At 67.8% G+C, this 13,812-nt stretch carries 11 protein-coding genes; 8 read left to right on the top strand and 3 right to left on the bottom strand.

Annotation, left to right across the window (positions count from 1 at the left end; all coding sequences use genetic code 11):
* Positions 1-70: 70 nt before the first annotated feature.
* Complete coding sequence (locus BUB09_RS10115) at positions 71-826, bottom strand: anti-sigma factor (RefSeq protein WP_084083330.1); 756 nt, start codon at positions 824-826, stop codon at positions 71-73.
* 2 nt (positions 827-828) lie between these two features.
* Entirely contained in the window at positions 829-1,395 is a 567-nt protein-coding gene (locus BUB09_RS10110) for an RNA polymerase sigma factor (RefSeq protein WP_072897498.1), read from the bottom strand.
* 213 nt (positions 1,396-1,608) lie between these two features.
* Between BUB09_RS10110 and BUB09_RS10105 the strand changes: the two genes are divergently transcribed.
* From BUB09_RS10105 to BUB09_RS10090, 4 genes are all read left to right on the top strand, one after another.
* Positions 1,609-2,502, top strand: a complete 894-nt coding sequence (locus BUB09_RS10105) for a universal stress protein (protein ID WP_072897211.1) — start codon at positions 1,609-1,611, stop codon at positions 2,500-2,502.
* Positions 2,503-2,589: 87 nt separating this feature from the next.
* Positions 2,590-4,338, top strand: coding sequence for an acyl-CoA dehydrogenase family protein (locus BUB09_RS10100; RefSeq protein WP_072897210.1), 1,749 nt, complete (start codon positions 2,590-2,592; stop codon positions 4,336-4,338).
* Between the two features lie 190 nt (positions 4,339-4,528).
* Positions 4,529-5,350 (top strand): hypothetical protein, encoded by an 822-nt coding sequence (locus BUB09_RS10095; protein WP_139250233.1) that lies wholly within the window; start codon positions 4,529-4,531, stop codon positions 5,348-5,350.
* A gap of 60 nt (positions 5,351-5,410) precedes the next feature.
* On the top strand, positions 5,411-5,899 hold the full coding sequence (locus BUB09_RS10090) for a glutathione peroxidase (RefSeq protein WP_072897207.1): 489 nt from the start codon (positions 5,411-5,413) through the stop codon (positions 5,897-5,899).
* Between the two features lie 18 nt (positions 5,900-5,917).
* Here the strand turns inward: BUB09_RS10090 and BUB09_RS10085 are convergent, their stop codons facing one another.
* Positions 5,918-6,901 carry a LacI family DNA-binding transcriptional regulator gene (locus tag BUB09_RS10085; RefSeq protein ID WP_072897205.1) on the bottom strand — a complete coding sequence of 328 codons (984 nt, stop codon included), beginning with the start codon at positions 6,899-6,901 and terminating at the stop codon, positions 5,918-5,920.
* A gap of 192 nt (positions 6,902-7,093) precedes the next feature.
* Here BUB09_RS10085 and ptsP point away from each other — a divergent pair, with 192 nt between their 5' ends.
* From ptsP to BUB09_RS10065, 4 genes are all read left to right on the top strand, one after another.
* A complete protein-coding gene (ptsP, locus tag BUB09_RS10080) occupies positions 7,094-9,598 on the top strand; it encodes a phosphoenolpyruvate--protein phosphotransferase (protein WP_072897496.1) in 2,505 nt (834 codons plus the stop codon).
* On the top strand, positions 9,595-10,560 hold the full coding sequence (gene pfkB / locus BUB09_RS10075; RefSeq protein ID WP_072897203.1) for a 1-phosphofructokinase: 966 nt from the start codon (positions 9,595-9,597) through the stop codon (positions 10,558-10,560). Before ptsP ends, pfkB begins: the two co-directional genes overlap by 4 nt.
* Positions 10,561-10,591: 31 nt before the next feature.
* A complete protein-coding gene (locus tag BUB09_RS10070; RefSeq protein ID WP_072897201.1) occupies positions 10,592-12,304 on the top strand; it encodes a PTS fructose transporter subunit IIC in 1,713 nt (570 codons plus the stop codon).
* Positions 12,305-12,421: 117 nt separating this feature from the next.
* Positions 12,422-13,762, top strand: coding sequence for a carbohydrate porin (locus BUB09_RS10065; RefSeq protein ID WP_245793232.1), 1,341 nt, complete (start codon positions 12,422-12,424; stop codon positions 13,760-13,762).
* The last annotated feature ends 50 nt before the right edge of the window (positions 13,763-13,812 follow it).

Below are 13,812 nucleotides of genomic sequence, written 5' to 3'. Positions count from 1 at the left end.
AACGCCGCGCCCCCGGTTGGCGGCGCGGCGTCTCGGAATACAGCGGTCGCATCGCGACCGCGCGGCGGCTTCAGGTGCCCGCTTTGGCCAAAGCGACGATACGGCCGCGATCGGACACAACCGTGCCGCCCGGCTGTTCGACAGTGACCGCGAACATGGCCGCGTTACGAACCGGGATCGGCACGCGAATCCACAATTCCAGCTCGCCGTCCTTCGACACGTTGAACAGACCGCCGTCGACCGGGTAGCGCTGGTCGCGGGTGCCGTCGAATACCCACAGCTGGTACTGCTCGCGCTTCGGATCATTGACCGGCAAGCCGCGCAGCTTCAGGTAGCCGCCGCTGCTGCGCGGGTCCCAGACGACTTCGCCGCGAACGGCGCTGCCGGCAGCATCAGGGCCGGGCTGTACCGGGTAGTGCGCCGCCTGGTCGAGCGCGATCTGCGGCTCGTCGACACCGGGAGCGACCGCCTGAGGCAGCATCGCCAGCCGGACAGCCAACGCCACGGCCACGAAACTGGCAAAGCTTGCCGATCCCCAAGCGAGCCCGACGCTGGCCCACAGGCTGCGACGCGGCGCGGTGGGCGCAGCGGCAGGCTGGGTCAGCGCATCGGCGGCCGCCATCAGCTTGTCGGTCAGCGAGGCCGGCATCGGTTCGAGCGTGCCCAGCTGCGCCAGCGAGTACATCGCGGCGGCGGCTTCGGCCTCGAACTGCTCGTCATCGAGCCGGCTGAAATCGATCTGACTGCGCCGATCCTGCGTCAGCCACGACAGCACCTCGTCGTCGAGCATTGCTTGATGCTCGGGAGTGGAAGGCTTACGAATCATAATCAAGCCTCCTGGCCGTTGGTGGGATTGACGGAAACGCCCATGTACTCACGCAGCCGTATTAAACCGCGGCGCATATGCGACTTGACGGTACCCAAGGGCATGCCGGTCTGTTCCACGATCTCAGACTGCGTCATGCCATAAACGAAACCCAGGTCCAACACCTTACGTTCCTCGGGCTTAAGTAGTTTCAGCCCCTGCCGTACCGCGCCGTAGTCGGCGCCGATTTCGGCCTCATGCGACGGGCTGTCCTCCGAGGGCAGCTCGACATCGGCAATGTCGACGGTCTCTGGCGCTCGTGCCCGAAATCGGTCGATCAGCCGTCGCCGCGCGATCATCGCGACGAACAGTGATTCGCTGCCCTTTTCCGGGTTGTATTTCGCCGCGGACCGCCACACCTCTATGAAAATCTCCTGTACCGCGTCTTCGGCCTCGGCCCTCTGGCCGTGCGTCGACCGCAACGCCAACGACCAGACCAGCGGTCCATGCCGGCGGATACACTCCTGTGTCGCCCGCCTGTCGCCTTGCGCAATGCGGATCAACAAATTGTCAGACACGTCCTGCGCCATGTTGTATTCGTAATTAGTCAGGGCCCGGATGCAATCCGGTTGGTCCACTAGGCTACTGGCATATGGTGAACAGGGAAAGCCGGCTACCCCGGGGGATGGCGGGCGCCCTGCGGCAAATGACCGGGACCGGCCGGGGATTGCGGTCGGTTGGCAGTCAGCTAGCGAGCGTAGCGTTGCGGCGAGCCTGTTTCGGCTCGTGCGCAGGGTCTCCGCATGAACCTCGACCTATCCCTGTCCTACCGTCGCCTGTTGGTCATTATCCGGACCGGACACGACGACTGTGCTGCCCTGGCCTTGGGTGAGGCGATCGCCGCGCGCTGCGGGGCGCTGCTGCTGCTTCGCGCGTTTGATGATCCGTCCGACCCGATGCCGCCCGGCGCCGCGCTGAGTTGGCTGTCCACCACCGTGGCCCGGCTGTCCGGACAGGTCCGCGAGGTATCGGGTGAACTGATCGCACGCCAGCCGCTGCACGAGGCAATGCGGGCCGACATCGAGGCCCTGCAGCCCGATCTGGCGATCAAAGAGCTGCGCCGCGAGTCGGCGCTGCGCCGCTGGCTGTTCACCGCCGAAGATACCTTCCTGACCCGGCATGCGACTCGACCGTTGCTGGTCGTCGGCGAAAACCAGAGCCCGCTGCCCAAACGCGTCGTCGCAGCGGTCGACCCGGGACCCGCCGATCAGGAAGAGGCGCTCAACGGGCGCATCGTCGACGAAGCGCGCCGGTTCGCCGACGCGGTCGGCGCCGAACTGCACCTGGCACATGCCGTCGACCCGATCATCGACCTGCCGGCCGATCCGACGATGCAATTGGTTGGCACGACGCCGTTGATGGCCGAGGAACTGCAAGCGCTGCAGCGCGGCCGCTTCGAGCGCCTCGCCGAAACAATGGGCTTTGATCGTAGCCAGTGCCATCTTTTGATCGGCCGCGCCGACGTGGCACTCGAAGGCTTGTGCGAGCGGATCGGGGCCGATCTTCTGGTCACCGGGCACCATCGACGCCAGCCTCTGGAGCGGCTGCTCGGCGGCAGCGTCAGCGAGGGTTTGATCGGGACCGCGCGCCGCGCGGTCATGGTGATACCAGACGGCATTGCGCCCCACGCCGATTGAGTCCTGGGCAGCGTCGGCGGGGGGTCAAAGCAGGGGGGCTCGTGTGCTAGCCTTCGGCCTCCAAATTTCCCTCTGGTCGTTTCCCCCATGGCAACCTACAAGGCGCCGCTGCGCGAAATCGGTTTTGTACTCAATGACGTTCTGAATGTGGGCCAACTCGCCGAGCAGCTGCCGGCGCTGGCCGAAGCCACGCCCGACACGCTGATGGGCCTGGCCGAAGAAGCGGCCAAATTGATCGAGGGAACGATCGCGCCGCTGAACCATCCTGGTGATGCCGTCGGCGCCCGCTGGAACGCCGGCAATGTGACGCTGCCCGACGGCTTTGCCGAGGCCTACAAGCAGTATTCCGAAGCCGGCTGGGTCAGCCTGTGCAACCCGCCGGAGTACGACGGCCAGGGCCTGCCGTTCACGCTGGCCAAGGTCGTCGAAGAAATGCTGTGCTCGGCCAACGTCGCGTTCGCGTTGTATCCGGGCCTGACCACCGGCTGCTTCGAAGCGATTCTGGCCAGCGGCGATGAGGCCCAGAAGCAGAAGTACCTGCCGAAGCTGTCGACCGGCGAATGGACCGGCACGATGTGCATCACCGAGCCCAATGCCGGCTCCGACGTCGGTGCGGCCAAGACCAAGGCCACGCCCAACGGCGATGGCAGCTATTCGATCGAAGGCGGCAAGATCTTCATCACCAGCGGCGAACACACGATGGCCGACAACATCGTCCACTTCGTGCTGGCGCGGATGATCGACTCGCCGCCGGGCGTCAAGGGGCTGTCGACGTTCGTCGTGCCCAAGTACTTGGTCAACGACGACGGCTCGCTGGGCGAACGCAACCGCCTGGAGTGCGTCGGCATCGAGCACAAGATGGGCATCCATGCCTCATGCACCTGTCAGATGCAGTTCAACGGCGCCACCGGCTGGCTGGTCGGCAAGCCCAATGAAGGCATCCAGAACATGTTCGTCATGATGAATCTGGCGCGCATCATGGTCGGCTTCCAGGGCTTGGGACAGTGCGAGCTGGCGACGCAGAACGCGATCGCCTACGCGCGTGACCGCAAGCAGGGCCGCGCCAGCAACGGCCGCGCCGAGATCATCGAATTCCCCGACGTGCGCCGCATGCTGCTGACGATGAAGGCGACCACCGAAGGCGCCCGCGTGATGGCCTATGAGACGGCGATGTACGTCGACATCGCCCACCACCACCCGGACCCGGCCGTGCGTGAAGAGGCCCAGGACTGGGTCGATTTGAACACCCCGTTGGTCAAGGCCTTCTGCACCGATGCGGCGTTCGAGTTGGGCAGCACGGCGATCCAGGTCTACGGCGGCCACGGCTTCGTCCGTGACCACGGCGTCGAGCAGATCGTCCGTGACTCCAAGATCCTGTGCCTGTACGAAGGCACCAACGGCATCCAGGCGATGGACCTGGTGCGCCGCAAGCTGCTGATGCATGACGGCCGTCTGGCGCAGCGCTTCTTTGCCCGCGTGCGGGCCGAGAATCAGTCCGATGCACCGGTCGGCTATCTGGTGCGGCCGCTGATGAAGGCGCTCGAAGCGCTCGAATCGACCACCGCCTGGCTGCGCGAGAGCTACAAGCAGAACCCGGACGCCGCTGGTTTCGGCGCGACCGATTACCTGCGCGCGTTCTCGCTGTGCTACCTCGGCTACAACTGGCTGCGGATGGCCAAGGCCGTCAGCAATAGCAGCGACGAGGCGTTCAAGCAGAGCAAGCTGGCGACGGCCGAATTCTTCGCCACGCGGATGCTGCCGCAGGTGTCGTCGCTGTGTGACAACGTCAAGAGCCCCATAGAGGGCCTGATGAAGCTGGACGCTGCAAACTTCTGAGAGCCGCTCGGCTCGCAAAGGAGAGGAGAAGCGCGGTCGCGTCACGGGTGCGTGCCGCCGAGCAGTCCAGATCGGACCGTCGGCGGCACGAACCGATCACGTGATCGTCGTTGTGCAATAAAAGCCTGCCCTGCATGAGGCGGGAACGATGACGGCGCTCGATCGCCGTCGCAACCACCGGGAGTTTGCCGTGAAGCTGACTGGACGTCGTGCTTTGTCGTGGTCGTGGGTCTGGGCACTGCTGTTGCCTTTGTTGGCCGTATCGATAGCCGGTTGCGCCCACCGCCTGGATGGCGGGAATGCCGGATCAACACCCGTCGCCGCCTCACCGGACCGACCGGCCTGGATGCCGGCGCCGCTGACCAGCATGGCCTACAGCAGTCGCGTCGGCATCATGACGGTGCTCGACAACGAACTGGCCCAGGTCACGGCCGGGACGGCCGGCATCGGCAACGGCAGCAGCGCGCTCAAGCCCACGTTTGACTACCCCGGCTACGTCAGCGAATCGCTGCGCAAGGGCATCCTGGCGCATACCCCGTATCAGCCGGTGCTGGTGCGTCCGAGCGCGCGTCTGATCCGCGACAATCGCATTTGGCAGCAGAGCTGGAACAAAGACGCTGGAAAGTTCGAAACCAGCTGGCAGCATGAGTTCGACGCGGTCATCAAACAGAACCAGCTCAAGCTGCTGATCGTGGTCACCGCCCCGGAAGAAGACGATGGCATCGTCGGCACGTCGCAGACGATCACCGGCTCGGGTTACTACGCGCGCAGCTTTCTGGGGCGCAAGCAGACCGCGGTGTTTTCGACCGTGCATTTCTATCGGATCGCCGGCCAGCCGGGGAAGCTGCTGCATCCGGTCAGCGCGCCCGCCGAAAGGCTGTATGCCGACCTGCCCGACTTCCCGAACCCTGCACCGCAGCCGCTGCCGCAGCCTCTGCAGATCAAGCTCGAAAAGGCCGTCAAGGACATGATCGACCAGAAGGTCGGCGCGTTCATTTCGATGATGAAATAGGCTGTCAGGCCGGCGCATCATCGTCCGCCCTCCCCATTCAAGCGACTCAGGAATCACGCCATGACCGCCACCAGCGTCCACGCATTCGAAGCCAAGACCATCGACGGCAACACGCAGTCGCTGGGTGATTACCGCGGCAAGCTGCTGCTGATCGTCAATGTCGCCAGCAAGTGCGGCTTCACCCCGCAGTACAAGGGCTTGGAGCAGCTGTACCGCAAGTTCAAGGACAAGGGCCTGGTCGTGCTCGGCTTTCCCTGCGACCAGTTCGGTCACCAAGAGCCTGGTGACGAAAACGAGATTAAGAACTTCTGTTCGCTGAACTACGAGGTCAGCTTTCCGATGTTCGCCAAGATCAAGGTCAACGGCGACGATGCGCATCCGCTGTATCAGCATCTGAAGCAGACCAAGCCGGGCCTGCTCGGCACGGAAGGCATCAAATGGAACTTCACCAAGTTCCTGGTCGATGCCAGCGGCCATGTCGTGGCCCGCTATGCACCGACCGACACGCCCGCGTCGATCGAAAAAGACGTCGCCAAGATTCTCGGCTAGCCCCGCGCCCCAGCCGCCTCAGGCGGCGTCGGTCGAGCCGCGGACGATGCAGCGGCCGCTGAGCACCACTTTGCGCACCGGCAGGCCCGGGGTTTTCAGCCGCTCGAACAGCAGCGACATCGCGGTGCGGCCGATGTCTTCGACCGGCTGTTCGATCACCGTCATGCCGGGCTCGACCAGCTCGGTCCAGCTTTCGTTGTCGAAGCCGGCCACCGCCAGGTCCTGCGGAATGCGCAGCCCCGCCGCCCGGGCGGCGCGGATCACGCCGATCAGCAGCAGGCTGTTGCTGACCAGCAGCGCGCGCGGCCGCTGCGGCGCGCGCAACCAGTCCTGCATCTCGCGCTGCGCGGCCGCCGACGACGGCGCCGTCAGGCGTGCGTCGGGCGTCAGGCCGTGCTGACGCATCGCCGCCTCGTAACCCTCGCGGCGCTCGGCACCGGTGCTGCTGGCATTGCCGAACAAACCGCCGATCTGCCGGTAGCCACGCGATACCAGATGGGCGACCAGCGTCGCCGTGGCTTCGCGGTTGTCGAGCACCACGCTGTCGTGCAGCCCCGGCGGACCGGCGCGGTCGATCAGCACCACCGGAAAGTCCACCTGCCGCTTCGGCAGTTGCTCATACGAGGCGCGCGTCGGCGCCAGGATCAGACCGGTAACGCGTTCTTCGTGCATCAGTTGCAGATACGAGGCCTCGCGATCCGGGTCTTCATCGGTGTTGCACAGAATCACGCGCATGCCGGCGCGATACGCGCTGTCCTCGACCGCGCGACTCACGGCCGTGAAGAACGGGTTGCGGATGTCGGCGACGATCAAGCCGATCGTGCCGCTGTCCTGCGAGCGCAGCCGCCGCGCTGCGAGGTTGGGCCGGTAGCCGGTGGCACGCACCGCCGCCTCGACCTGCGCCCGCAGTTCGTCACTGACCGGGCCGCGCCCCAGCGCCCGCGAAACCGTCGCCGGTGACACGCCCGCCGCGCGGGCGACGTCCTTGATGCTGACGCTCATAGTGTAATCGTTTTCAGTTCCGTTTCAGCATTTTCTGCCGGAACTCGGGCACTTAGCAAGCCGTCATCGAAATTTCCCGAAGGCTTCGCTTGACAGATGGCATGAAAACGATTTCATATCGCATCCACACAAGGCGCTGCCGACACGAGCAGCCCGCACTGGAGGAGTCCAGCGATGCTCACCGACACTTTGATCGCCCTCGAGTCGACGGCCCTGATGCCGCGCGACCGGGTATGCCTCGGCGCTCAGCCCGCCGACAAGGAAAGCGCGATCCGCCAGGCCGCGCAGCTGCTGATCGCCGCCGGCTGCATCGACCCGGCGTATGCCGCCAGCATGAGCAAGCGCGAAGCCGTAGCCAACACCTTCCTCGGCCACGGCGTTGCCATCCCGCACGGGCTCGGCGAGGACCGCCATCTGGTGCGGCGCAACGGCATTGCGGTGCTGCAGGTACCGGCCGGCGTCGAATGGAACCCCGGCCAGACCGCGCACTTGATCGTCGCGATCGCGGCCCAGTCCGACGAGCACATCACGATCCTGCGGCGGCTGACGCGGCTGATCCAGAACCATTCCCGGTTGGTGACGTTGTTTGTCACCGACGACGCCGGCGCGATCGTCGACGCGCTGACGACCGACGGCGCCGATCCCGTGCCGACGACCGACGTGCACGACCTGCCCGAGCGGCTCGACTGGACCGTGCCCTACCCGGCCGGCCTGCATGCGCGGCCCGCATCGCGCTGGGTCGAAACCGCGCGCAGCTTCGGTGCCCGCATCCAGGTCCGCGCCGGCCAACAGGTGGCCGATGCCAAGAATCTGGTGTCGCTGCTGCAACTGGGCTTGCGCGTCGGCGACGCCGTGGTGATCTCGGCCGAGGGCCGCGACGCCGGGTCGGCGTTGCTGCGCTTGAAGGCGGTCATCAACGGCCTGACCGCGCAAGAAATCGCCGATGCCGAGGCGGCCGCCCGCCGCGCGGCCGTGCCGGTGCAGGGCTGGACGCCGCCCGAGGGACCCGCCGCGATCGCCGGCATCGGCGCCAGCCCCGGCGTGGCCATCGGCGTCGTCCATCGGCTGACCGCCGTCGAGGCACCGGTGCCGGACCATCCGGTACCGCTGACCGAAGGCGGCGAGCAGCTGCACGAGGCGCTGAGTGCAACACGGCTGCAGCTCAAGGCGGTCGCCGACGACACCGCGCGCCGCTTGGGCGCCGCCGACGCGGCGATCTTCAAGGCGCAAGCCGAGCTGCTGAACGACACCGACCTGATCACGCTGGCCTGCCAGCTGATGGTCGAAGGCCACGGCGTGGCCTGGAGCTGGCACCAGGCGGTCGAGCGGATGGCCGGCAAGCTGTCGGCGCTCGGCAATGCGGTGCTGGCGGGGCGCGCGGCCGACCTGCGCGATGTCGGCCGCCGCGTGCTGGCGCAGATCGACCCGACGCTGCACGGTGGCGACGCCCACCGCGCGCTGCCGGCCAACTGCATTCTGGTCGCGTCCGACCTGTCACCGTCAGACACGGCCACGCTCGATCCGCAGCGGGTCGTCGGCCTGGCCACGGCGGTCGGCGGGCCGACGTCGCATACGGCGATTCTGGCGAGGACGCTCGGGCTGCCGGCACTGGTCGCCGGCGGTGCCGCGCTGCTGGACGTCGCCGAAGGTGTGGAGGCGATCATCGATGGTCACAGCGGCCGGCTGTATTTGAATCCGTCGATGGCCGACCTGGCATCGGCGCGCGAGTACATCGAGCAGCAGCGCGTCGCACGCGCCCGCGAAGCCGAGCAACGCAGCCTGCCGGCGCAGACCCGCGACGGCCATCGCATCGACATCGGCGCCAACATCAACCTGCCCGAGCAAGCCGCGCTGGCGCTGTCGCAAGGCGCCGAAGGCGTCGGCCTGATGCGCACCGAGTTTCTGTTCCTGGAGCGCGGCAGCACACCGAGCGAGGATGAGCAGTACCAAACCTATACGGCGATGGCCGCGGCGCTCGGCGGGCGGCCGCTGATCATCCGCGCGCTGGACATCGGCGGCGACAAGCAGGTCGCCCATCTGGATCTGCCGCGCGAAGACAACCCGTTTCTCGGCGTGCGCGGCGCGCGGCTGCTGCTGCGTCGTGCCGACCTGCTCGAACCGCAGTTGCGCGCGCTGTATCGGGCGGCACGCGATGGCGCGGCGCTGAGCATCATGTTTCCGATGATCACATCGGTGCCGGAGATCATCACGCTGCGCCAGATCTGCGAGCGCATCCGCGTCGCACTGGCGGCGCCGGTCGTGCCGGTGGGCATCATGATCGAAGTGCCGGCGGCGGCGATCCAGGCCGATGCGCTGGCACGCCATGCCGATTTCTTCTCGATCGGCACCAACGACCTGACGCAGTACGTGCTGGCGATCGACCGTCAAAACCCGGAGCTGGCTGCCGAGGCGGACAGCCTGCACCCCGCCGTGCTGCGGCTGATCCGGATGACGGTCGACGGCGCGGCGCGCCACCAGCGCTGGGTCGGCGTCTGCGGCGGGCTGGCCGGCGACCCCTTTGGCGCGATGCTGCTGGCCGGACTCGGCGTGCAGGAGCTGTCGATGACGCCGCGCGACATCGCCGCCGTCAAGGCTCGGCTGCGCAGCGTCGACCAATCCGCGTTGCGCGATCTGGCCGAACGCGCTCTGTCGGCCGACACCGCGGCCGATGTCCGTGCGCTGGAGCCTTCGGCATGAACACGACCCAACACCGCGTGCCGATCGTCACCGTCACGATGAACCCGGCGATCGACCTGACCGTCCGCTGCCAAAGCCTGCAGGCCGGCGCCGTCAACCGCGCGCACGCCGCGCGCATCGATGCCGGCGGCAAGGGCATCAACGTCGCCAGCGTGCTGGCGGACTGGGGCGTCGCCACGGCCGCCACCGGCCTGCTCGGCCGCACCAATGCCTCGGTGTTCGAGGCGCTGTTCGATCGCAAGCAGATTGAGGACCGCTGCCTGCGGATCAGCGGCGAGACGCGCACCAACATCAAGATCGTCGATGGCGACGGCTGCACCACCGACCTGAATCTGCCGGGCCTGGCCGCAAACCCCGGTGATCTGCGCGTCGTCGCCGACACGCTCGACGACCTGTGCCGCGAAGGTGGCTACGCGGTGCTCGCCGGCAGCCTGCCGTCTGGCCTGGCCGACGACAGCTATCTGCCGCTGCTGCGCGCCGTCGCGGCGCGCGGCGCGCGGGCGGTGCTCGACACCAGCGGCGCGCCGCTGACAGCGGCGCTCGGCGCACCGCGTGAACTGCTGCCGTATGCGATCAAGCCCAACCGCCACGAACTCGAAGCCTGGGCGGGCGAGCCGCTGGTGCGCACCGATGATCTGATCCGCGCCGCGCGCCGCCTGCAAGCGCTCGGCGTGTCGCTGGTGGTGGTGTCGCAAGGCGAGCACGGCGCGTTGTTCGTCGACCAGCACCGCGTGCTGCATGCCGGCATCAGCGCGGTAGCGGCGATAAGCAGCGTCGGTGCCGGTGACGCGATGGTGGCAGGCCTGACGTCGGCGCTGCTCGACGGCGCCGACCTGGAAGGGATCGCGCGCCGTGCCACCGCGTTCGCCGCCGCCAAGCTCGGCCTACCCGGCCCCCACCTTCCCGACCGGCACGCGGTGCAACGGCTGGCCGCCGACGTCCTCGTGACTCGACTGGCGTAAAGCCAGCCCGCTGAAATCCAGGAGAGACACGATGAAACATCCCCTTGTGGCCGTCGTCGGCGCCGGTGATCGCAGCACCCAAGCGGTGCTCGCGGCTGCCGCGCTGCGTCGCGCCGCGCAACAAGCCGGCGTGTCGATCCGCGTCGAGGTGCGCACGCCGCAAGGCACGCTGACGCCGCTGGCCGATCCCCTCGGCGACGGCCCCGTGCTGCTGATCGGCGACGGCGATCTGGACGCGGCGCGCTTCGGCGCGCAGCAGCGCATCGTCGCAACGCTCGATGACGTGCTGGCCGATGTATCGGCCGTACTGGCGCGCGCCAGCACAGCCGAAGCCGCCGCGCCCGCCGCGCGGATCGTCGCGATCACCTCGTGCCCGACCGGCATCGCGCACACGTTCATGGCGGCCGAAGGCATTCAGCAAGCCGCCAAGGCGCTGGGTTACCCGGTGCGCGTCGAAACCCAGGGCTCGGTCGGCGCGCGCGACACGCTCAGCGACGACGAGATCCGCAGCGCCGATCTGGTGTTGATCGCCGCCGATACGCAGGTCGACCTGAGCCGTTTCGTCGGCAAGCGCGTGTACAAGAGCGCCACCAAGCCGGCGATCAACGATGGCAAGGCGCTGATCGCGCGCGCACTCGACCAGGCACAGATCCACGGCGCCAGCGGCACCGCTACGGCGGCCGGCGGCGCGACGACCACGTCCACCGCACCCGCTCGCGCGGCGCGCACCGGCCCGTATCAGCACTTGATGACCGGCGTGTCGTTCATGTTGCCGTTCGTGACCGCCGGCGGTTTGCTGATCGCGCTGGCGTTTGCGCTGGGCGGCATCTACGCGTTCGACGACGCGCACAAGGGCACGCTGGCCTGGTCGTTGTTCCAGATCGGCGCCAAGGCCGGCTTCGTGCTGATGGTGCCGGCGCTGGCCGGCTACATCGCGTTCTCGATCGCCGATCGTCCCGGTATCGCGCCGGGCATGATCGGCGGGCTGGTTGCGGCCAATCTCGGCGCCGGCTTTCTCGGCGGCATCGCGGCCGGCTTCATCGCCGGCTACGGCGTGGCCGGGCTGAACCGGTTGATCCGCCTGCCGCGTCATCTCGAAGGCCTGAAGCCGGTGTTGATTCTGCCGGTGCTCGGCACGCTGCTGACCGGCCTGCTGATGATCGACGTCGTCGGCGGCCCGGTCGCCGACCTGCTGGCAGCGCTGACCTCATGGCTGCGCGGCATGCAGGGCAGCAGCGCCGTGCTGCTGGGCCTGCTGATCGGCGCGATGATGGCCTTCGACATGGGGGGCCCGGTCAACAAGGCGGCCTATGCGTTCTCGACCGGCTTACTGGCCAGCGAGGTCTACAGCCCGATGGCGGCCGCGATGGTCGCCGGCATGACGGCGCCGATCGGCCTGGCAATGGCGACCCGGCTGTTTGCCGACCGCTTCACGCTCGAAGAGCGCGAAGCCGGCAATGCGGCCGGCGTGCTCGGGCTGGCCTTCGTCACCGAAGGCGCGATCCCCTTCGCCGCCCGCGATCCGCTGCGCGTGATCCCGTCACTGGTGCTCGGCTCGGCAGTGGCCGGCGCGATCTCGATGGCTGTCGGCGCCGAACTGAAAGTGCCGCACGGCGGCATCTTCGTGCTGCCGATTCCGAATGCCGTGACGCACTTGGGCGGTTATCTGCTGGCGCTGCTGGCCGGCTCGCTGCTGACGGCGGTCTGCCTGCGTCTGCTGAAAAAACCCGCGCCGCTGGCCTGATCCCCGCGGGCCGCGCGCCCGCCGACCCCGCTGTTCCCCCACTTCATTTCGATGGCCGTTGCGGCCGTCATAGGAGCTGCTGTGCCCCATCTCCGGCCTCAAGCCCCGTCGCTCCCAGTGCCCACCCCCCAGCGCCCGCAGCCGGCTGCGCGGCGGCGGCCGCACTTCACCGGCCTGCTGCTCGGCATCGTCGCGCTGATCGCCAGCCCGGCGTCGCCGGCGGCCACGCTCGCCGACACCGGCATCACGCTCAGCGGCAGCTACACCGGCGAATCGGCCGCCGTGGTCGACGGCGGCAAGCGCCGCGGCAGTGCCTATGCGGGGCAGTTCTTCGTCGGCGCCGATGTCGACTTGGCCCGGCTCGCCGGCTGGACCGGTGCGACCGTGCGCCTGTACGGCGCCAGCCGTCACGGCGACAACTTGTCGCGCGACGAGATCGGCAACAGCACCAGCATCCAGGAAATCTTCGGCGGCCAAACCGAACGCCTGGCGAACTTCACGCTGGAACAGCAGTGGCTCGACGGTCGCCTGCTGCTGGAAGCGGGCCGCACGGTCGCCAACATCCATTTTCTCGGCTCGGAGCTGTGCCAGTACTTTCAGACCAACTCGGCCTGCGGCAACCCGACCTTCGTGTTCCGCACCAGCAACTTCACCTACTGGCCGGTTTCGAGCTGGGGCGCACACGCCAAGGGCTATCTGACGCCATCGATCTACCTGCATGCGGGTGCCTATGAGGTCAATCCGAGGCAGGCCGAGGACGACCAGCACGGGCTGGAATGGAGCACGCGCGATGCCACCGGACTGATCGCGCCCTATGCCATCGGCTACAAGACCACGGCCGCGACGGCGCACTTGCCAAGCATGATCGAGCTGGGCGGCTGGTACGACACCAGCGACTATCGCGACCCCTTGCGCGACGCCTCCGGCGCAGCGGCCGCGATCAGCGGTCGGCCATACGCGACGCGCAGCGGCCGCTCGGGCGCGTACTTCCGCGTCGAGCAGCGCGTGACCCGCAGCGACCCGGCCGGCAACCGGGGGCTGACGCTGTTCGGCGCCGCGCTGATCGGCACGCACGGCGAGGCCGAGCAGCAGCATTTCCTCGAACTGGGGCTGGTACAGCGCGGCACGCTGGCCGGTCGCGATCGCGACACGCTCGGTCTGGTCGTCAGCCAGCAGCGCTACAGCGATCAGGCGCTCGACAACCAGCAGCTGCTGCGCGCGGCCGCCGGCGGCAGCGGCCGACCGGCAACGAGCCAAGTGATGGTCGAGCTGAGCTACGGCATCCAGGTCAATCCGCTGCTGCGCGTGCAGCCGAACCTGCACTACATCGCCAACCCCGATCAGTTCGGCGAGCCGGCCCGCACCCGCGACCTGGCCGACGCGCTGGCCGTCGGCTTGCGCGTCGACCTGTCGCTGAGCCCGTTCGTGCGGGATCTGGCGGAGGCGATGCGGCCGTAGCGAGCGTCCCGAATAGCACCATGGCGTCAATAAGCTTGGATGGCAGCGTT

Source organism: Hydrocarboniphaga daqingensis (assembly GCF_900129825.1).
Lineage (GTDB): Bacteria > Pseudomonadota > Gammaproteobacteria > Nevskiales > Nevskiaceae > Hydrocarboniphaga > Hydrocarboniphaga daqingensis.
This window is presented reverse-complemented; position numbering and strand designations above follow the sequence as displayed.

Coding starts and splice junctions, on each gene's coding strand:
- BUB09_RS10070 (WP_072897201.1), top strand. CDS start 10,592: ATGAAACATCCCCTTGTGGCCGTCGTCGGCGCCGGTGATCGCAGCACC.
- pfkB (WP_072897203.1), top strand. CDS start 9,595: ATGAACACGACCCAACACCGCGTGCCGATCGTCACCGTCACGATGAAC.
- BUB09_RS10115 (WP_084083330.1), bottom strand. CDS start 826: ATGATTCGTAAGCCTTCCACTCCCGAGCATCAAGCAATGCTCGACGAC.
- BUB09_RS10100 (WP_072897210.1), top strand. CDS start 2,590: ATGGCAACCTACAAGGCGCCGCTGCGCGAAATCGGTTTTGTACTCAAT.
- BUB09_RS10105 (WP_072897211.1), top strand. CDS start 1,609: ATGAACCTCGACCTATCCCTGTCCTACCGTCGCCTGTTGGTCATTATC.
- BUB09_RS10090 (WP_072897207.1), top strand. CDS start 5,411: ATGACCGCCACCAGCGTCCACGCATTCGAAGCCAAGACCATCGACGGC.
- BUB09_RS10110 (WP_072897498.1), bottom strand. CDS start 1,395: ATGGCGCAGGACGTGTCTGACAATTTGTTGATCCGCATTGCGCAAGGC.
- BUB09_RS10085 (WP_072897205.1), bottom strand. CDS start 6,901: ATGAGCGTCAGCATCAAGGACGTCGCCCGCGCGGCGGGCGTGTCACCG.